An 18775-nucleotide genomic window follows, 5' to 3' on the forward strand; every position below is an offset into this window, starting at 1 on the left:
CTCAACGGGGCCCCGCCGATGGTCACTTGGTGTTGATGACCTTGTCGATCGCGGCGTCCGCTTCCTTCGCGGCGTCCTCGACCGACTTCTTGCCGGTGCCGATGGACTGCAGCATGGTCTGCAGGACCTGGGCCTTCTCGACCTGGCCCCAGCCGGGCGCCATCGGGACGAACCAGTTGGACTCGGCCGCGGTGGCCGGGACCGCCGTCGCCGGGTCGTTCTTCAGGGTGGCGAGGTCGGTCTTGTTGTTGGGCAGGTTGCCCTTGGCCATCAGGCCCTTCTGGCCGGAGGAGCCGGTGAAGGCGTTGATCCACTCGGCGGCGACGGCCTGCGCGTCGGACTTCACCGGAACGGCGAGGTCGGAGCCGCCCAGGAAGACGGGGAGGTTCTTGCCGGACGGGCCGGGCATCACGAAGTTCTCGACGTTGCCCTCGAGCTTGCCGGTCTTGTCGTTCTCCTTCGCCGCGGCGGTGGCGCCCTCCCAGGCGGGGGCGAAGATCATGCCGGACTTGCCCTGGCCGTAGACGATGTAGCGGTCGGACTCGTCCTTGGTCTTGTCGCCGTGCATGTACGTGTCGACGACGTTCTGGAACGCCTTCAGGCCCTTGACGGACTCGGGCGAGGAGAGGTTGGCCTTCCACTGGCCGCCGGACTCGACGGCGATGGAGCCGCCGGCGTCGTAGACGAAGGACATGGCCGCGTACCAGTCACGGGTGGGCTGGTACCAGGCGTTGAACTTGTCGCCCTCCTTCTTCTGGACCTTGTCCAGGGCGGCGGTGAGCTCGTCGTACGTCTTCGGCGTGGACTTGACGCCGACCGAGGCAAAGAGGTCCTTGCGCCAGTTGGCGACGCGGCCACCGGCGTAGTAGGGGACACCGTAGGTCTTGCCGTCGTAGGTCACCGAGGCCTTGAGGCCGTCCAGCCAGGCGCCCGAGTTGTCGAACTTCGCCGCGTCGACGGGCGCGAAGGCACCCTTGACCATGTAGCTCAGCATCTCGGTGTTGCCCATCTCGACCACGTCGGGGGCCTTGTCGGTGGCGAGGACCGCGTCGAGCTTGGCGTTCTTGTCCGGCCAGCCGTAGTACTCGTGCTTGATCTTGATGCCGGGGTGCTTCTTCACGATCGCCGCGTCGGCGGCCTTCACCAGCTCGGGCCAGTTGTTCTGCGCGTCCACGGTGAGCCAGACGGTCAGTTCCTTGGCGTCGGCGCCGCTGTTGTCCGAGCTGCCGCTGTCACTGTCCCCACATGCCGCGATGGAGACCATCATGCCCGCGATACCGATCGCGGCTATCAGCTTGCGCTTCACGCCACCCTCCTCAGGGATGCCACAAACCCCCCTGCCTCCCCGCACGAGCGTTGGGCCGGGACCTGGACCAATGGTGTAGACCAGTACCGGGAGCTTGGACCAGACCAGGAAGCCTGTCAAGGGTGTCCGAATAGGCTCTGACCAGCCGTTATCCGACCTACATATGCAAGAACCTTTAAGTAAGAAGCCAGCGAAATCAGCACCGCCGGAGTACTGTCTTCCACTAGACCACCTGGGGCTATGGACTAGACCAAAAGAGGCGGCGACGGTATACAGAAGGGATCACGATGTGACCCGCATCCGGAGCCGGGAAGGCAGAGCATGACTACCGACGTCAGCAGTGCGGAGAACGAGGGTGGGGCCGGCGTCCGTACCGCGCGCGTGCCCAAGTACTACCGCCTGAAGAAGCACCTGCTCGACATGACGGAGACACAGTCGCCCGGTACGCCGGTCCCGCCCGAGCGCACCCTGGCCGCGGAGTTCGACACCTCCCGCACCACCGTCCGCCAGGCCCTCCAGGAGCTCGTCGTCGAGGGCCGCCTCGAACGCATCCAGGGCAAGGGCACCTTCGTCGCCAAGCCGAAGGTCTCCCAGGCGCTCCAACTCACCTCGTACACCGAGGACATGCGGGCCCAGGGCCTCGAACCCACCTCGCAGCTCCTGGACATCGGCTACATCACCGCCGACGACCGTCTCGCCGAGCTCCTCGACATCACGGCCGGCGGCCGGGTGCTGCGCATCGAGCGCCTCCGGATGGCGAACGGCGAGCCGATGGCCATCGAGACGACCCACCTCGGCGCCAAGCGCTTCCCGGCACTGAGGCGCAGTCTCGTGAAGTACACGTCGCTCTACACCGCGCTCGCCGAGGTCTACGACGTCCATCTCGCCGAGGCCGAGGAGACCATCGAGACCTCGCTGGCCACCCCGCGCGAGGCCGGCCTGCTCGGCACCGACGTGGGCCTGCCGATGCTGATGCTCTCCCGCCACTCCCTGGACCGGGACGGGCAGCCGGTGGAGTGGGTGCGGTCGGTGTACCGGGGCGACAGGTACAAGTTCGTGGCGCGGCTCAAGAGGCCTGTCGAGTAACGGACTTCAATACCGCACGCGGTGTAGCGCAACTCCACATCCTGCTCTACGGTCCTCCCGTCTCCGTATGGACGGGAGGACCGCGCTGTGCGTACCGCGAACGTCCGAACCATCGCCATCTGGACCGTCGTCGCGCTGATCGCCGCCACCGGCTGGGCCGTGCTCGCACTCTCCCGCGGTGAGGACGTCTCCGCCGCCTGGATGGTCGCGGCCGCCCTCGGCTCGTACGCGATCGGCTACCGCTTCTACTCGAAGTTCATCGCGTACAAGGTCCTCAAGGTCGACAGGACCCGGGCCACCCCGGCCGAACGCCTCGACAACGGCATCGACTTCCACCCCACCGACCGGCGCGTCCTCCTCGGCCACCACTTCGCGGCGATCGCCGGCGCCGGACCGCTCGTCGGCCCCGTGCTGGCCGCGCAGATGGGGTATCTGCCCGGCACGATCTGGATCATCGTGGGCGTGGTCTTCGCGGGCGCCGTCCAGGACATGGTGGTGCTGTTCTTCTCGACCCGGCGCGACGGCCGCTCGCTCGGCCAGATGGCCCGCGAGGAGATCGGCCCGTTCGGCGGCGCGGCGGCGCTCATCGCGGCCTTCGCCATCATGATCATCCTGCTCGGTGTGCTGGCCCTGGTCATCGTCAACGCCCTCGCACAGTCGCCCTGGGGCACCTTCTCCATCGCGATGACCATCCCGATCGCCCTGCTCATGGGCTTCTATCTGCGGGTCCTGCGCCCCGGCCGGGTCGCCGAGGTCTCGCTCATCGGCGTGGCGCTGCTGCTGTTCGCCCTGATCGCGGGTCGCTGGGTCGCGGAGTCCTCGTGGGCCGGCACCTTCACCCTCGCGCCCTCGACACTGGTCGTCTGGCTGGTGGCGTACGGCTTCATCGCCTCGATCCTGCCGGTGTGGATGCTGCTCGCACCGCGCGACTACCTCTCCACGTTCATGAAGATCGGCACGATCTTCCTGCTCGCACTCGGTGTCGTCGTCTCCCTGCCGACCCTGAAGATGGACCCGGTCACCGACTTCGCCTCGCGCGGCAACGGCCCTGTCTTCGCGGGGTCGTTGTTCCCCTTCGTCTTCATCACCATCGCCTGCGGCGCCCTGTCCGGCTTCCACTCCCTCATCTCCTCCGGCACCACGCCGAAGATGATCCAGAAGGAGACGCAGGTCCGGATGATCGGCTACGGCTCCATGCTGATGGAGTCGTCGGTCGCCGTGATGGCGCTGGTGGCGGCGAGCATCATCGACCCGGGCCTGTACTTCGCGATGAACGCGCCTTCGGGAGCGATCGGCACGACCGTGCAGGAGGCCTCGCGGGTGGTGACCGGGTGGGGCTACGCGATCTCCCCCGACGACCTGGCCCGGGCGGCCGAACGGGTCGAGGAATCAAGCCTGTTGTCCCGGACCGGCGGGGCGCCCACCCTGGCCGTCGGGGTCTCGGAGATCTTCTCCAAGGTCACCGGCGGGAGCCTGAGGGCCTTCTGGTATCACTTCGCGATCATGTTCGAGGCGCTGTTCATCCTGACCGCGCTCGACGCCGGCACGCGCGTGGGCCGGTTCATGCTCCAGGACATGCTGGGCAACGTCATCAAGCCCTTCAAGAACATCAGTTGGAAGCCCGGCCTGGTCATCACCAGCGCGATCGTGTGCGGACTGTGGGGGTACTTCCTCTGGGTGGGCGTCCACGAACCCCTCGGCGGGATCAACCAGCTGTTCCCGATCTTCGGCATCTCCAACCAGCTCCTCGCCGCCGTCGCCCTGGCCGTCTGCACCACGCTGCTCGTGAAGTCCGGACGCCTCAAGTGGGCCTGGATCACCGGGATCCCGCTCGCCTGGGACGCCACGGTCACGCTGACGGCGAGCTGGCAGAAGGTGTTCTCCAGCGATCCCAAGGTCGGGTTCTTCAAACAGCGCCAGATCTTCCAGGACGCCATCGACCGGGGCGAGGTGCTGCCGCCCGCCAAGAGCATGGACGACATGCGCACGGTGGTCACCAACTCCACGGTGGACGGCGTACTGACGGCCGTCCTCGCGCTGCTGATCGTCGTGGTGATCGCCGACGCCCTGCGGGTCTGCGTCCGGCACGTACGCCGTCCCGCGCTCTCCACGCTCAGCGAGTCGCCGTACGTCGAGTCGAAGATCGTCGCCCCGGACGGGCTGTTCCCGACCCGGGAGGAGAAGGAGGAGGCACGCCATGAGGTCGGCACTGCGGCGGGCAGTTAGGGGCGTGCGCTGGTACGTGCGCGAGCTGACCGACGAGTCGGCGTACGACCGCTATGTCGCGCACGTCCGCCGGGACCACCCGCAGGCGGACGTGCCGACCCGGCGGGCGTTCGAGCGGATGCGGACGGACCGGCAGGAGGCGGACCCACGGCAGGGATTCCGCTGCTGCTGACACCGATGTCGGACCTTCACTGAATCGACATACCGATATGCGGACGAGGTCTTCCACTCCTGTCACACCGTGACCTAGATTGCCTGCGCGTTACACGGTGATCAGTGAGGGGATCGGAGCCGCCGTATGTCAACAGATTCGCCCGAGGCCAGACCACCGGTGGTGACACCCGTGCGGGTCGTCATCGCCCTGTGCCTCCTGGCACCGTTCGTCGCCATGCTGTGGGTCGGCTCGTACGCCAAGGTCGACCCCACGTTCATCGGCATCCCGTTCTTCTACTGGTACCAGATGCTGTGGGTGCTCATCTCCACCGCGCTGACGATGGTCGCGTACAAGCTGTGGCAGCGTGACCAGCGCGCCCGCCGGGAAGGTGCCTCCAAGTGAACGACGGCGTGAACGGCGTGGCACTCGCCGTCTTCATCATCTTCTTCCTGGCCGTCACGGTCATGGGCTTCCTGGCCTCGCGCTGGCGCAAGGCCGAGAACGAACACACGCTGGACGAATGGGGCCTGGGCGGCCGGTCGTTCGGCACCTGGATCACCTGGTTCCTGCTCGGCGGCGACCTCTACACCGCGTACACCTTCGTCGCCGTACCGGCGGCGATCTACGCGGCGGGCGCGGCAGGCTTCTTCGCGGTGCCGTACACGATCCTCGTCTACCCGCTGATCTTCACCTTCCTGCCCCGCCTCTGGTCGGTCTCCCACAAGCACGGCTATGTGACGACGTCCGACTTCGTGCGCGGCCGGTGGGGCTCCAAGGGCCTGTCGCTGGCGGTGGCCGTCACGGGCATCCTGGCGACGATGCCCTACATCGCCCTCCAACTCGTCGGCATCCAGGCGGTGCTGGACGTGATGGGCGTCGGCGGCGGGGAGAACACCAACTGGTTCGTCAAGGACCTCCCGCTCCTCATCGCCTTCGGTGTGCTGGCGGCGTACACCTACTCCTCGGGTCTGCGGGCCCCCGCGATGATCGCGTTCGTGAAGGACACGCTGATCTACATCGTCATCGCGGTGGCGATCATCTACATCCCGATCAAGCTGGGCGGGTTCGACGAGATCTTCGGCGCGGCGAACGACAAGTACACCGCCGCCAAGGCGGGCGGCCTGATCCCGCCCGAGGCGGGACAATGGACGTACGCCACGCTGGCGTTGGGCTCCGCGCTCGCGCTGTTCATGTACCCGCACTCGATCACCGCGACGCTCTCCTCCAAGAGCCGTGAGGTGATCCGCCGCAACACCACGATCCTGCCGCTGTACTCGCTGATGCTGGGCCTGCTCGCCCTGCTGGGCTTCATGGCGATCGCGGCCGGCGTCGACGTCACCAACCCGCAGTTGGCGATCCCGCAGCTCTTCGAGGACATGTTCCCGAGCTGGTTCGCGGGCGTGGCCTTCGCGGCGATCGGCATCGGTGCGCTGGTGCCGGCGGCGATCATGTCCATCGCGGCCGCGAACCTCTTCACCCGCAACATCTACAAGGACTTCATCAAGCCGGACGCGACGCCGGCGCAGGAGACGAAGATCTCCAAGCTGGTCTCGCTGCTGGTGAAGGTGGGCGCCCTGGTCTTCGTCCTCACCATGGACAAGACGGTCGCCATCAACTTCCAGCTCCTGGGCGGCATCTGGATCCTCCAGACCTTCCCGGCACTGGTCGGCGGTCTGTTCACCCGCTGGTTCCACCGCTGGGCGCTGCTCGGCGGCTGGGCGGTCGGCATGATCTACGGCACGGTCGCGGCGTACGGCGTGGCCTCCCCCACCCAGAAGCACTTCGGCGGCTCGTCGAAGGAGATCCCGGGCATCGGCGAGATCGGCTACATCGGTCTGACGGCGTTCGTGCTCAACGTGGTGGTCACGGTGGTCCTCACATTCGTCCTGAGGGCCGCGAAGGCCCCCGAGGGCGTCGACGAGACGCGCCCCGAGGACTACACGGCGGACGCCGGCGACCCGGGCGTACAGGTGGAGCTGCCGCCGGCGACTGCGGACTCCGCTCACTGAAGAGACCTGGGGGCGCGGGGAACTGCGCGACCAGCCACGAACCACCCGCAGCGGGCCGCCGACAGCACCACCAACGGCGGCCCGCTTTCGTGCACACTCACCTGCATGGACATAGAGATCCGGCCGGCGAACCCCACCGAGTACGCCGTCATCGGCGAGATCACAGCCCAGGCCTACCTCCTGGACGGCCTCCTGACCTTCGGCGAGAGCGACTGGTACCTCGGCGAGTTGAGAGACGTCACCAAGCGGGCCGCCGCGGCCGAAGTGCTCGTGGCCTCCCTCGGCGGCGAGCCCGTCGGCACCGTCACGTACGTCCCCGCCGGCGGCCCCATGGCGAACCTCGCCCGCCCCGGAGAGGCCGAGATCCGCATGCTGGCCGTGTCCCGGGCGGCCCGCGGCAGAGGAGCCGGCGAAGCCCTCGTCCGCGCCTGCGTCGACCGGGCCAGAGCAGCCGACGGCTGCACCGGCATGGTCCTGTCGACGCAGCAGATCATGCACGCCGCGCACCGCATCTACGAACGTCTCGGCTTCACCCGCGTCCCCGCACGCGACTGGAATCCGATCCCGGGTGACGAGTTCACGCTTCTCACCTACGAGTTGACTCTCTGAAGTCGCTGCGACACAACATCTAGGGGTGCCAACAGAACCCGGCACAAGATGTATGCTCATGCTCGCTGTCGCCGCAGGGGAATCCGGTGCGAATCCGGAACTGTCCCGCAACGGTGTACTCATGCGTGCATAAGCACATATGAGAGTCAGTCCGAGGACCTGTCGACAGTGTGCCCAGGCCGCCGTGGCCCGGGTGCCAAGACGTCCGGGCCTCGTGGAGTGGGCCGGTGGACGCGACGCCCCGTGCGCTCGTGTGCTGCCCCCTGCCCTCCGCAAGGCCCCCGTGCCGAGCGAGGGAGAGCCCCCACGTGACCATCGCGCCAGTCGACCCGGCTTCAGTGACGCAGGCGGAGACCGACGGTCCCGGTACCGCGCTGCTGCGGACCCTGACCGAGCTGACCGCCGACCTCCCCGACGCCGACCCCGGACGGGTCGCCGCCGCCGCGCTGCGCGGCCGGTCCGCCCGGGCCGACGAGTCGGAGCTGCGCGAGCTGGCGACCGAGGCGGCCGCGGGGCTGATCTCCGAGGACCCTGCCTACTCCCGGCTCGCCGCCCGGCTGCTGACGATCAGCATCGCCGCCGAGGCCGCCTCGCAGGGCGTCACGACCTTCACCGGGTCGGTCGCGGTCGGCCACCGTGAGGGCCTGGTCGCGGACCGCACGGCGGAGTTCGTCCGGGTGCACGCCTCCAGGCTCGACGCCTTGATCGACGTGCACGCCGACGACCGCTTCGGCTACTTCGGGCTGCGCACCCTGCACAGCCGTTACCTCCTGCGGCACCCGATCACGCGTCAGGTCATCGAAACCCCCCAGCACTTCATGCTCCGGGTGGCGTCCGGCCTCGCCGAGGACGACACGGCCAGGGCCCTGGACGAAGTCGCCGCGCTCTACCGGCTCATGAGCCGCCTCGACTACCTCCCCTCCTCCCCCACGCTCTTCAACTCCGGCACCCGGCACCCCCAGATGTCGTCCTGCTACCTCCTCGACTCCCCGCTGGACGAGCTGGACTCCATCTACGACCGCTACCACCAGGTCGCCCGTCTCTCGAAGCACGCCGGCGGCATCGGACTGTCGTACTCCCGTATCCGCAGCCGCGGTTCGCTGATCCGCGGCACCAACGGGCACTCCAACGGCATCGTCCCGTTCCTGAAGACGCTCGACGCCTCGGTCGCCGCCGTGAACCAGGGGGGCCGGCGCAAGGGTGCGGCCGCGGTCTACCTGGAGACCTGGCACTCCGACATCGAGGAGTTCCTGGAGCTGCGGGACAACACCGGTGAGGACGCCCGGCGTACGCACAACCTGAACCTCGCGCACTGGATCCCGGACGAGTTCATGCGCCGGGTGAACACCGACGGCCAGTGGTCCCTGTTCTCCCCCGCCGACGTGCCCGAGCTGGTCGACCTGTGGGGCGCGGAGTTCGACGCGGCGTACCGCGAGGCGGAGACCAAGGGCCTCGCCAAGAAGACCATCCCGGCGCGTGACCTGTACGGCCGCATGATGCGCACCCTCGCGCAGACCGGCAACGGCTGGATGACCTTCAAGGACGCCGCCAACCGCACTGCCAACCAGACGGCCGAGGCGGGCAGCGTCGTCCACTCGTCCAACCTCTGCACGGAGATCCTGGAGGTGACCGACGACGGGGAGACGGCGGTCTGCAACCTGGGGTCCGTCAACCTCGGCGCGTTCGTGCTCGGCGACGACATCGACTGGGAGCGGCTGGACGAGACCGTCCGCACCGCCGTCACCTTCCTCGACCGGGTCGTCGACATCAACTTCTACCCGACCGAGCAGGCGGGCCGCTCCAACGCCCGCTGGCGGCCGGTGGGCCTGGGTGCGATGGGCCTCCAGGACGTCTTCTTCAAGCTGCGGCTGCCCTTCGACTCCCCGCAGGCCAGGGCGCTCTCCACCCGGATCGCCGAGCGCATCATGCTCGCCGCGTACGAGGCCTCCGCCGACCTGGCCGAGCGCAACGGCCCGCTGCCCGCGTGGGAGAAGACCCGTACCGCGCAGGGTGTCCTGCACCCCGACCACTACGACGTGGAGCTCACCTGGCCGGAGCGCTGGGCCGCGCTGCGGGAGCGTGTCGCCGCGGTCGGCATGCGCAACTCGCTGCTGCTGGCGATCGCCCCCACGGCCACCATCGCGTCCATCGCGGGCGTGTACGAGTGCATCGAGCCGCAGGTCTCGAACCTCTTCAAGCGCGAGACGCTGTCCGGTGAGTTCCTCCAGGTCAACTCCTACCTGGTGGCCGAGTTGAAGCAGCTCGGCGTCTGGGACGCGCAGACCCGGGAGGCGCTGCGCGAGTCCAACGGCTCGGTGCAGGGCTTCACCTGGGTGCCGCAGGACGTCCGCGACCTGTACCGCACGGCGTGGGAGATCCCGCAGCGCGGCCTGATCGACATGGCGGCGGACCGGACCCCGTTCCTCGACCAGTCGCAGTCCCTGAACCTGTTCCTGGAGACGCCCACCATCGGCAAGCTCTCCTCGATGTACGCGTACGCCTGGAAGCAGGGTCTGAAGACGACGTACTACCTGCGCTCGCGCCCGGCGACGAGGATCGCCCGCGCGGCCCAGGCGCAGGCTCAGCCCGAGAAGACCATTCCCGTCCAGCAGGTGACCTCCGAAGAGGCCCTCGCCTGCTCCCTTGAGAACCCCGAGTCCTGCGAGGCCTGCCAGTAATGCCCAGCAACCAGAACCTGCTCGACCCCGGCTTCGAGCTGACTCTGCGCCCCATGCGCTACCCGGACTTCTACGAGCGCTACCGGGACGCCATCAAGAACACCTGGACCGTCGAGGAGGTCGACCTCCACTCGGACGTCGCCGACCTCGCGAAGCTGTCCGAGGGCGAACAGCACATGATCGGCCGCCTGGTGGCCTTCTTCGCGACGGGCGACTCGATCGTCGCGAACAACCTCGTGCTGACCCTCTACAAGCACATCAACTCCCCGGAGGCGCGCCTGTACCTGTCGCGCCAGCTCTTCGAGGAGGCCGTGCACGTCCAGTTCTATCTGACCCTCCTGGACACCTACCTCCCCGACCCGGAGGACCGTGCGGCCGCCTTCGACGCGGTGGAGAACATCCCCTCCATCCGCGAGAAGGCCGAGTTCTGCTTCAAGTGGATCAACGAGGTCGAGAAGCTGGAGAGCCTGCAGACGCAGGCCGACCGCCGCCGCTTCCTCCTCAACCTGATCTGCTTCGCCGCGTGCATCGAGGGCCTGTTCTTCTACGGCGCCTTCGCCTACGTCTACTGGTTCCGCAGCCGGGGTCTGCTGCACGGCCTCGCCACCGGCACCAACTGGGTGTTCCGGGACGAGACCATGCACATGTCCTTCGCGTTCGAGGTCGTCGACACCGTCCGCAAGGAGGAGCCCGAGCTCTTCGACGACCAGCTCAGGGAGCAGGTCGTCGACATGCTGAAGGAGGCCGTCGAGGCCGAGCTCCAGTTCGGGCGCGACCTGTGCGGTGACGGCCTGCCGGGCATGAACACCGAGTCGATGCGCCAGTACCTCGAGTGCGTCGCCGACCAGCGCCTCACCCGCCTCGGCTTCGCCCCGATCTACGGCTCCGAGAACCCCTTCTCCTTCATGGAGCTGCAGGGCGTCCAGGAGCTGACCAACTTCTTCGAGCGGCGGCCGTCCGCCTACCAGGTCGCTGTGGAGGGCACGGTCGATCTGGACGAGGACTTCTGACCGTAGAACGTGGATCCCTCCTCGCCGCTGTTACGTCACAACGGTGAGGAGGGATTCTTCATGCGCCGTATCGCGACTCTCGCCGTCACAGCCCTGCTGCTGGCCGGGTGCGGAACCCAGACCGGTGGTGACCGAGGTGACAGCGGTGACTCCGTGTCGCCGTCGCCGTCGTCTTCCGGCTGTACGTCCGTACCGGAACTGCACGCCGCCGACAGCGGCCGCACGGTCTGTCTGGCGGTGGGCGGCACGGTCCGGGTCGCCCTGGACGGGGCGAGGAACCGACCGTGGGCACCGGTCACCACCGAGGGCAGCGGGCTGGAAGCCGCCAACAGCGGCATCGTGCTGCTGCCGGGTGACGCGAACGCCGCGTTCGAGGCGGTCGCGGCGGGCACGGTCCGGCTCGGTTCGTCCCGCCCGCTGTGCGCCACCGAGACCGGCAAGGTGTCCTGCAAGGGCATTCAGGACTGGTCGGTCACGGTCGTGGTCACTTGAGCGGGACCGCGTCGCCCACCGACACCACACGTGCGGTCGTCGTCAGACAGTGCGGGCCATCCGGCGTGAGGTGCGCCTGTGGTGCTGGGCTTCCTTGATCTGGCGGTCCATGCGGCGGTCGCGGACGATGCCGGTCACGGCGGGGGCGACCAGCAGGACCAGGATTGCGAGAACGATGAGCATTCCGATCAGTCCTTCTGTCTGTGCGGTAGTCATGACACCACTGTCGCGCCGTACACTCCTTACCGACAGTGGCAGGACTGCCGTACAACCTCGATTTACTGCCACTTCCGAGGCATACTGAGAACATGCTGAAGAACGTGGCGGCCGTCCTGCTCGACGGCGTGCACCCCTTCGAACTCGGGGTGATCTGCGAGGTGTTCGGCATCGACCGCAGCGACGAGGGACTGCCGACGTACGACTTCGCGGTCGCCTCGGCGGAGGGCCCCTCGCTCACCACCCATGTCGGCGGCCTCACCGTGGGCACGCCGTACGGCCTCGAGCGGCTGGAGGAGGCCGACCTGATCGCGGTACCGGCGGGGGCGGACTATGTCGTGCGCGACTATCCGCCCGAGCTGCTCGACGCGCTCAGAAGGGCCGTCGACCGGGGCGCCCGGGTGCTCAGCGTCTGCTCAGGCGTCTTCGTGCTCGGCGCCGCCGGACTCCTCGACGGGCGGCGCTGCAGTGTGCACTGGCGGCAGGCGGACGAGCTCGCCGTGCGCAACCCGCGGGCGGTCATCGAGCCCGACGTCCTGTACGTCGACGAGGACCCGGTGATCACCTCCGCCGGCACCGCCGCCGGCATCGACGCCTGTCTGCACATCGTGCGCAAGGAACAGGGACCCGAGGTCGCCAACAAGATCGCCCGGCGCATGGTCGTACCGCCGCACCGGGACGGCGGACAGGCGCAGTACATCGAACGGCCCCTGCCCAAGAACTCGTGCGACACCGTCGGCGAGGTGCTGGTGTGGATGGAGCACCACCTCGACGAGGACGTCACCGTCGAGCAGCTCGCCGACCGCGCCCACATGTCCCCGCGCACCTTCGCCCGCCGCTTCCAGCAGGAGACGGGCACCACCCCCTACCGCTGGATCCTGCGCCAGCGCGTACTGCTGGCCCAGCGGCTGCTGGAGGGGACCGACGAGACGGTGGACGCGGTCGCGGGTCGGACGGGATTCGGCACCGCGGCCGCACTGCGCCACCAGTTCGTCAGGGCACTGGGGACCACCCCGAACGCCTACCGAAGGGCGTTCAGGGGGCCCGAAGCGGCCTGAGCGGTCACCTCACGACGGGCCGCAGCAGCAGCTTGTGCGGGCGGAGCGTGATACCCACCCGCGTCCCGTCGTCGGAGCCCGACACCTGCTCGAAGCGGTACTTCGTCGCGACCGCCGCCGTGATCAGCGACAGCTGCGCCATCGAGAAGTGGTCGCTGGGGCACTTGCGGTTGCCCACGCTGAACGGGCTCATGGCGTATTTCGGCACCTCCTTGACCCGCTCCGGAAGCCAGCGGTCGGGGTCGAACTCCAGGTTGCCCTTGTACGACTTCGCATCGCGCTGGATCGCGTACGGGCTGTACACGATGTCGGCACCGGCCGGAATGCGATACCCACCGAGTTCCGTGTCGGCGACCGCCCGGCGCGTCAATATCCACACGGCGGGGCGCAAACGCATGGCCTCGACGACGACATTGTTCGTGTGGGTCAGCGCCCGGACATCCTCGAATGCGACAGGACGGCCGCCCGTTACGGATTGAACCTCCTCGCGCACCCTGTCCGCGTGTTCCGGATGTTCCGCGAGCACTTGGAGCAGCCACATGATCGTGGAGGCCACTGTTTCGCTGCCCGGGGTGAGTATGGCGACCACCTGGTCGTGGATCTCCTGTTCCCCGATGGGGTCGCCATTGTCGTCCTTCGCCTCCAGCAATGCCGTCAGCAAATCGTCCGGCTTTTGACCAGATGCGCGGCGCTCGGCGACGATCTCGTCGACCAGCAGATGCAAATCGGCCAGGGCCGCGTTGAATTTGCGGTTGGGCGGCAGGGGGAGGTTGTACAGCGGTCCGAGCGGGACGACCATCCGCCGGTACATACCGCGGAAGACGGTGGCGAGTGCCACGCACAGCCGCTCGGCCCGCTCGTCCATGAAGTCGCCGCGCAGCAGACAGCGGGCCGCGATGCGCACCGCCACCCGGAAGGACTCGGAGGTGCAGTCGACGGTCTCCCCGGGCTGCCAGCGCGTCGTCAGCGCGTGCGCCTCCTCCTCCATGATCGCCCCGTATCCGGGTATCGCGTCGAGGCGGAAGGCGGGCTGGATGGTGCGCCGCTGCCGCCGGTGGCGCGGACCGTTGGCGGTGGCCACGCCCTCCTTGCCGAGCAGCCCCTCCAGGGACTGCCACAGCGGCCCGTCGATGACGTAGTCGGGGTTGAGTGCCATGGCCCCGGTGAGGGCCGGCGTGGTGACGGCGTACACCGTCTTGGGGCCGAGCTTGAGCCGTACGACGTCGCCGTGGTCACGCAGCTGGGACATGAAGGCCAGCGGATCCCTCAGCAGCTTCAGCCCGTGCCCGAGGACCGGAACGGCCCCTCCCGCGAGGACCGGCTCACGCGGCCCGGTCCTCGGTGTCACCGGGGCTTCGGGCTTCACAGACTCGACGGTCATTTCTCACCTGCCGCTTCGTTGTTGACGTACGGGGGTGTGGACCGGTCGTCCCAGCTGTCGACCATGTAACGGCCGGACTCGTGGTGGAACCAGTAGACGGTGCTGAACCAGTTGCGCATATTGCCGACACAGGCCCGCACGGTGGCGCTCAGGTCTTTTCCGCGCCGGGTTCCGTCGTCGAGCGACGCGGCGAGCCGCAGGGCTGATTTCTCGGCGACAAGGAATTCACTGATGCATTCCTCGACTCGTCGCCGGACTTCCCTTATGGCCTCCTCGAGCGTCAGCCCCTCGTGTTTGATGAGGCTGATCCCGAGATTGTGGACCTCGTCGCCCGCTATTTCCTTCGGCAGCGAACAGAGATCGTTGTACCAGGCGGCGAATTCCTGGCTCAGGAGTGCCGCCCGCCGAAATGCCGGGTGTTTCCGTACCCGGTCCGGGAGTTCCCGGCCCGCGCTCGGCTCCAGCAGGTCGGTCCAGATCCAGTGCGCGAAAGTGAGGCGCCGGAGCGCGAGGTATTCCTCGACGGTCGGCACGACACCTTCGGTGCGGTTGCGGAATTCCCGGTCGTACGCCTCGATCACCGAGTGGAAGTGCCGGGCGAACCGCGCGTTCCATGTGCCGGGCAGGAACGCGTACAGCCGCACCATGGTGTCGGCGAACGCGGCGACCAGGGGATCCTCGTGGTGCAGGTGCTCCTCGGGGGAGTCGAGTGCCGCGTGCAGCCGGTACCTGAGCTGCCGCCAGGCCTCGCGCCGGTGGTGGACGATGTCGCGGTCGTGCCGGTCGTCCCAGACGAAGAACCACGCGCTGTAGTCCGCTATCGCCTGGAGGACCTCGTCGGGGGCGCCCAGGTAGTAGCCCGCCATGAGGTCGGTGTAGCAAAGACCGTCGGCATATTCCTCCACCTTGTCCGCCGGCATGAGCCGCTTTTCCAGCAGCCAGGTGCGTGTCTTCTCCTGGAGCTGGGGCCAATACGAGTGGAGTTGCCGGGGAAACGCCGCCTCGATCACCGGGAGAGAGAGCGACGGTGGGACCGCGATCGCTGTCGGTGTGGTGCCGTGTGAGAAAGCATGCACGAACTAACCCCTCTCAGCCGCCAGTTGCGCGCGCCCCTCCCGCAGTGCCGGGCGTGCGCCGTTGCGTATCCCCGCACTTCCCATTCAGCACCACAACTGACCGATCTGGGAACGGATTTGCACCATTCACTACCCCACAGTGCCGAGAATCTCCCCTTGTGTGACTGAATCTGGATCACTAAGGGAGCACATGCGATCGAACGTGCGACGGACAGACGAACGGCGCCTGGTCAGAGAGAGGAACCTGAACAGACGCCGTGCGCAAGGGACTTGTGTGACCCAGAGAGGTCTCAGTCGTTGGCGACCACGGGGTAGCGGGGCTCGTTCTCGGCCATCTGCCGCAGCGCGTCCTTGCGTTCACGCTTGGAGAGCCGGTCGATGTAGAGGTATCCGTAAAGGTGATCGGTCTCGTGCTGCAAACACCGAGCGAAGTACCCGGTGCCGCGGACCTTGATCGGGTTGCCCTTCTCGTCCTGCCCGGCCAGCTCGGCGTAGTCGGGGCGGGCGAGCGGCGCGTACGCGGTCGGCACGGACAGGCAGCCCTCGTTACTGTCGTCCAGGACGCGCCGGTCGGCGGGCAGGTCGACGAGCTTGGGGTTGCAGACCACGCCGACGTGCCGCTTGCCCTCGTCGTCCATGCAGTCGTACACGAAGACCTTCAGGTCGACGCCGATCTGGTTGGCGGCCAGGCCCACACCCTCGGCGGTGCGCTGCGAGGCGAACATGTCCGCCACCAGCTGGTCCAGCTCCGCGCCGAACTCGGTGACGTCCCTGCACTCCTTGTGCAGCACCGGGTTCCCGACGACGGTGATGGGCCGCGAGGTCCCACGCTCCCGCCAGCCGTTCTCCCGCTCCTCGGTCTCCTCGGTGTCGATGACGAAGCCCTCGTCGTCCACGGGGAGCACGCCCGCGTGCTGCTGATCGGTGTCCTGCTGCGCCATGACCGACGTATGCCTTCCTGAAACCATGGGAATTCTGCGAATACAGGGTAAGGGGAGCGCGCCCCGAAGGGGCGCGGGGCTGTGCCCGATATGCGGCTCCGCCGCGTGGGCGACGACCGGCCACGACGGACCCGCAGCCGAAATCCGTCAGCACACCTCTTCAAGATCACGCCAGTCCCGCGAATCCGGGCTGTCGGCAACCCACCCGTCCAGCAACCCCCGGACCAGCGCGGCCGGCGCAGCCACCCCGCACTCCCGCTCCGGCACCCACAGCTGCCCGTCCGTCCGATGCCCCAGCGGCCCCGGATGCCCCGGCTCACTGTGGTCATGCGGATCGAGATGGTCCCCGTCGCCCTCGTCGGACGGCATCTGCGACTCGGAGCACATCCGGCACAGCAGCCGAACGGACGACGACCAGTCCTCCGCGGCGAACCCCGCGTCGGCGGCGAGCTGCTCCAGGGCGTCCCGGTCGGCCTCCGTCGCGGCCTCCAGCAGCACCACCCACGTCGGCACCGGCGACGGCGCCCACAGCTCGATCTCGTCGAACACGGGGTACGAGTGCCCGGCGGCAGTGGTCCGCTCGCCGTGCGGCACCCCGTCGTGGAGCACGACCTCACCCCAGCGCCGCCCGGACGACGGCAGCGGGATCGACAGCACCTCGATGCGGGCCGGATCCAGCCGCCGGCCCCACACCACCTCGGCCTCCCCCTCCGGGGACAGTCGTACGGCGGCGCTGCCGAGGTCCATGCCGACCGGCTCCCCGGGGTCCGCGGCCCCGCCCTGCACCCGCAGCCCGTAGGCCTGCCAGGCACGCCGGGCCAGCGGCCAGTCCTGGAGGGCGGTGGCCGCGATGCCGACGTTCCACCAGTCGGGTGCGCCCGTCTCCCGGTCGAGCAACGCGACGGCCCTGAGACCCGCGGCCCGCGCCTGCTCCCAGTCGTGCCGGAACTTGTGCAGCAGGGCGAGGTTGAACCAGGACTCGGACAGCCAGGGCTCCAGGTCGGCGGCCCGCGTCAGCAGCGCGCCCGCGTCCTCGTACCGACCGTCGCCGATCAGCGTGAACGCGCGGTCTGTGGCCTGCCGCCAGGAGGCGGAGGGCCGGTGCCGTCCCTTGCCGAAGATCCTCACGATTCCCGCCTGCCAGTTCCGTTCAGTGGGCTGGCCACTGCCCCCGGACACCCTCTTCTTCGCATCCAACCATGCGCGGCTGGAAGGGCGCTCATTACCCATGGGTTACCCAACCGAGGGCAGGGTAAGACAGTCCCTCGCCAGCACTCGGGCCAGCGCCTCCACGACCTCGGGCGCGTAGTCCCCCGCGGTGGCGAGCCGTAGCTCCTCCAGCGCGGTGAGGGGCCCGCCGGGCCCGGCGTCCCGCGCCTTCTCCTCGTAGGCGTTCACCGCCCGCACGATCCTCGCGGCGACGGGCTGCTGCCGATAGGGGTCGGCCTGCCGCTCCACGACCAGGGCGACCGTCCCGTCCACCCCCGTCTGCCGTACGACGGCCCCGCCGAGCAGGGCGATCCGCCGCTGCTCCTCGGTGGGCAGCCCCGCGGTGGCCCCCGCCGGGACCGGATCGATCAGGCTGAGCTGTCCGATGTCGTGCATGAGGGCGGCGTACTCCAGGACGGTGAGATCGGGTCCGGTCAGCCCCAGGTCCCGCCCCACGGCCTTGCTGAGCTCGGCGACGCGGCGGGCATGCCCCGCGGGGGTGTAGCCGGCGATCTCGGTGGCCCGGGCGAGGGAGGCGATGGTCTGCCGGTAGGTGGTCCGTACGGCGGCGTACCGCCGGAAGGCCAGCTGGGTGAGGAGGAGCGGCAGGGAGAAGACGGGCAGCGCCCACAGTCCGACGACGGCGACCGCGAGGGCCATCACCGCGCCGGTCGCGCAGACGGCGGACCCGATGCCGAGCAGGGCCCGCAGCTCGTGCCTCAGCAGCGGGGCGAAGGGCCAGCGGGTGCGGGAGTGCGCGAGCGCGGCGGCGAGCACGGCGTCGCAGAGTGCGGTGAGGGCGAGGAGCGCGATGAGTACGAGGGCGTACGCCGGTCCGCCCCAGGCGTCGAGGACGCCCTGGTTGTAGAGGGGCTGGAAGCAGACGGCGCAGAACGCGGTGCTGAGCAGGCGTCGCGAGAGATGGTCGACCATCGGGCCCTGCCCGCGCGCGATGTGCGGCACGCTGCCGAGGAGGGCGGCGGCGAGCACGACGGTGACCACCTGGAGGACCCCGTGCGTGGTGGGCCGCCCGGCGTCCGCCCCGAGCAGCGCGTACGCCAGCGCCCCGGCGGCCCCGAGCGGCGCGGCCTCCCGGACCCGGGCACCGGTCCACCGCGCGAGCTCACCGCCGGTGATCAGCACCCCGAAGGCCAACGCGACCCCGCGCTCCTCCAGCCCCGTCCAGAGGATGACCCCGAGCGAGACAAGCGCAAGAAGCCCCGCCGAGCCATGCACAAGCAGCCGGGGCCACCTCATCCGCACCCCCCACCGGACCGGAGCCCGGGCCACCCCACCGAAACGCTCCCACCAGGCCGGACACCGG

General features: G+C 68.6%; 17 protein-coding genes and 1 riboswitch. Of the genes, 10 read left to right on the plus strand and 7 right to left on the minus strand.

What is annotated here, in order from left to right; genetic code table 11:
* Window positions 1–22: 22 nt before the first annotated feature.
* Complete coding sequence (locus tag ACWD3I_RS21500) at window positions 23–1306, minus strand: extracellular solute-binding protein (RefSeq protein ID WP_046260440.1); 1284 nt, start codon at window positions 1304–1306, stop codon at window positions 23–25.
* Between the two features lie 321 nt (window positions 1307–1627).
* On the opposite strand from ACWD3I_RS21500, the gene ACWD3I_RS21505 reads away from it, so the two are divergent.
* The 9 genes from ACWD3I_RS21505 to ACWD3I_RS21545 all read left to right on the plus strand — a co-directional run bounded on the left by ACWD3I_RS21505 (window position 1628) and on the right by ACWD3I_RS21545 (window position 11570).
* Window positions 1628–2392 (plus strand): GntR family transcriptional regulator, encoded by a 765-nt coding sequence (locus ACWD3I_RS21505; RefSeq protein ID WP_365392786.1) that lies wholly within the window; start codon window positions 1628–1630, stop codon window positions 2390–2392.
* Window positions 2393–2479: 87 nt separating this feature from the next.
* Entirely contained in the window at window positions 2480–4618 is a 2139-nt protein-coding gene (locus ACWD3I_RS21510; protein WP_365392783.1) for a carbon starvation CstA family protein, read from the plus strand.
* Entirely contained in the window at window positions 4590–4790 is a 201-nt protein-coding gene (locus ACWD3I_RS21515) for a YbdD/YjiX family protein (protein ID WP_171141512.1), read from the plus strand. Before ACWD3I_RS21510 ends, ACWD3I_RS21515 begins: the two co-directional genes overlap by 29 nt.
* Window positions 4791–4916: 126 nt before the next feature.
* A complete protein-coding gene (locus tag ACWD3I_RS21520; RefSeq protein ID WP_266822188.1) occupies window positions 4917–5174 on the plus strand; it encodes a DUF3311 domain-containing protein in 258 nt (85 codons plus the stop codon).
* Entirely contained in the window at window positions 5171–6781 is a 1611-nt protein-coding gene (gene mctP / locus ACWD3I_RS21525) for a monocarboxylate uptake permease MctP (protein WP_365392780.1), read from the plus strand. The genes ACWD3I_RS21520 and mctP overlap by 4 nt, the downstream gene beginning before the upstream one ends.
* Before the next feature lie 105 nt (window positions 6782–6886).
* The gene (locus tag ACWD3I_RS21530; protein ID WP_365392777.1) at window positions 6887–7390 is read left to right on the plus strand and encodes a GNAT family N-acetyltransferase; all 504 of its coding nucleotides are present in this window, start codon (window positions 6887–6889) and stop codon (window positions 7388–7390) included.
* A gap of 52 nt (window positions 7391–7442) precedes the next feature.
* Window positions 7443–7571, plus strand: a riboswitch (cobalamin riboswitch).
* Between the two features lie 127 nt (window positions 7572–7698).
* Window positions 7699–10068, plus strand: coding sequence for a ribonucleoside-diphosphate reductase subunit alpha (locus tag ACWD3I_RS21535; RefSeq protein ID WP_365392775.1), 2370 nt, complete (start codon window positions 7699–7701; stop codon window positions 10066–10068).
* Window positions 10068–11078 (plus strand): ribonucleotide-diphosphate reductase subunit beta, encoded by a 1011-nt coding sequence (locus ACWD3I_RS21540; protein WP_365392772.1) that lies wholly within the window; start codon window positions 10068–10070, stop codon window positions 11076–11078. Before ACWD3I_RS21535 ends, ACWD3I_RS21540 begins: the two co-directional genes overlap by 1 nt.
* A 60-nt stretch (window positions 11079–11138) precedes the next feature.
* Window positions 11139–11570 (plus strand): hypothetical protein, encoded by a 432-nt coding sequence (locus ACWD3I_RS21545; protein WP_365392770.1) that lies wholly within the window; start codon window positions 11139–11141, stop codon window positions 11568–11570.
* 42 nt (window positions 11571–11612) lie between these two features.
* Here ACWD3I_RS21545 and ACWD3I_RS21550 read toward each other — a convergent pair whose 3' ends face one another.
* Window positions 11613–11786: a hypothetical protein gene (locus ACWD3I_RS21550; RefSeq protein ID WP_365392767.1), complete on the minus strand. Its 174-nt coding sequence runs from the start codon at window positions 11784–11786 to the stop codon at window positions 11613–11615.
* Between the two features lie 92 nt (window positions 11787–11878).
* Here ACWD3I_RS21550 and ACWD3I_RS21555 point away from each other — a divergent pair, with 92 nt between their 5' ends.
* Window positions 11879–12844: a helix-turn-helix domain-containing protein gene (locus ACWD3I_RS21555; RefSeq protein WP_266888224.1), complete on the plus strand. Its 966-nt coding sequence runs from the start codon at window positions 11879–11881 to the stop codon at window positions 12842–12844.
* Window positions 12845–12848: 4 nt separating this feature from the next.
* Here the strand turns inward: ACWD3I_RS21555 and ACWD3I_RS21560 are convergent, their stop codons facing one another.
* The 5 genes from ACWD3I_RS21560 to ACWD3I_RS21580 form a co-directional block, all read right to left on the minus strand.
* Entirely contained in the window at window positions 12849–14225 is a 1377-nt protein-coding gene (locus ACWD3I_RS21560) for a bifunctional albaflavenone monooxygenase/terpene synthase (protein ID WP_365392765.1), read from the minus strand.
* Window positions 14222–15301, minus strand: coding sequence for an epi-isozizaene synthase (cyc1, locus tag ACWD3I_RS21565; protein ID WP_365392762.1), 1080 nt, complete (start codon window positions 15299–15301; stop codon window positions 14222–14224). The genes ACWD3I_RS21560 and cyc1 overlap by 4 nt, the downstream gene beginning before the upstream one ends.
* Window positions 15302–15591: 290 nt before the next feature.
* The gene (def, locus tag ACWD3I_RS21570) at window positions 15592–16242 is read right to left on the minus strand and encodes a peptide deformylase (RefSeq protein WP_361542409.1); all 651 of its coding nucleotides are present in this window, start codon (window positions 16240–16242) and stop codon (window positions 15592–15594) included.
* A gap of 147 nt (window positions 16243–16389) precedes the next feature.
* The gene (locus ACWD3I_RS21575) at window positions 16390–17370 is read right to left on the minus strand and encodes a tetratricopeptide repeat protein (RefSeq protein WP_365392759.1); all 981 of its coding nucleotides are present in this window, start codon (window positions 17368–17370) and stop codon (window positions 16390–16392) included.
* 105 nt (window positions 17371–17475) lie between these two features.
* A complete protein-coding gene (locus ACWD3I_RS21580; protein WP_365392757.1) occupies window positions 17476–18708 on the minus strand; it encodes an HD-GYP domain-containing protein in 1233 nt (410 codons plus the stop codon).
* Between the last annotated feature and the right edge of the window lie 67 nt (window positions 18709–18775).

Source organism: Streptomyces sp. NPDC002817 (assembly GCF_053592055.1).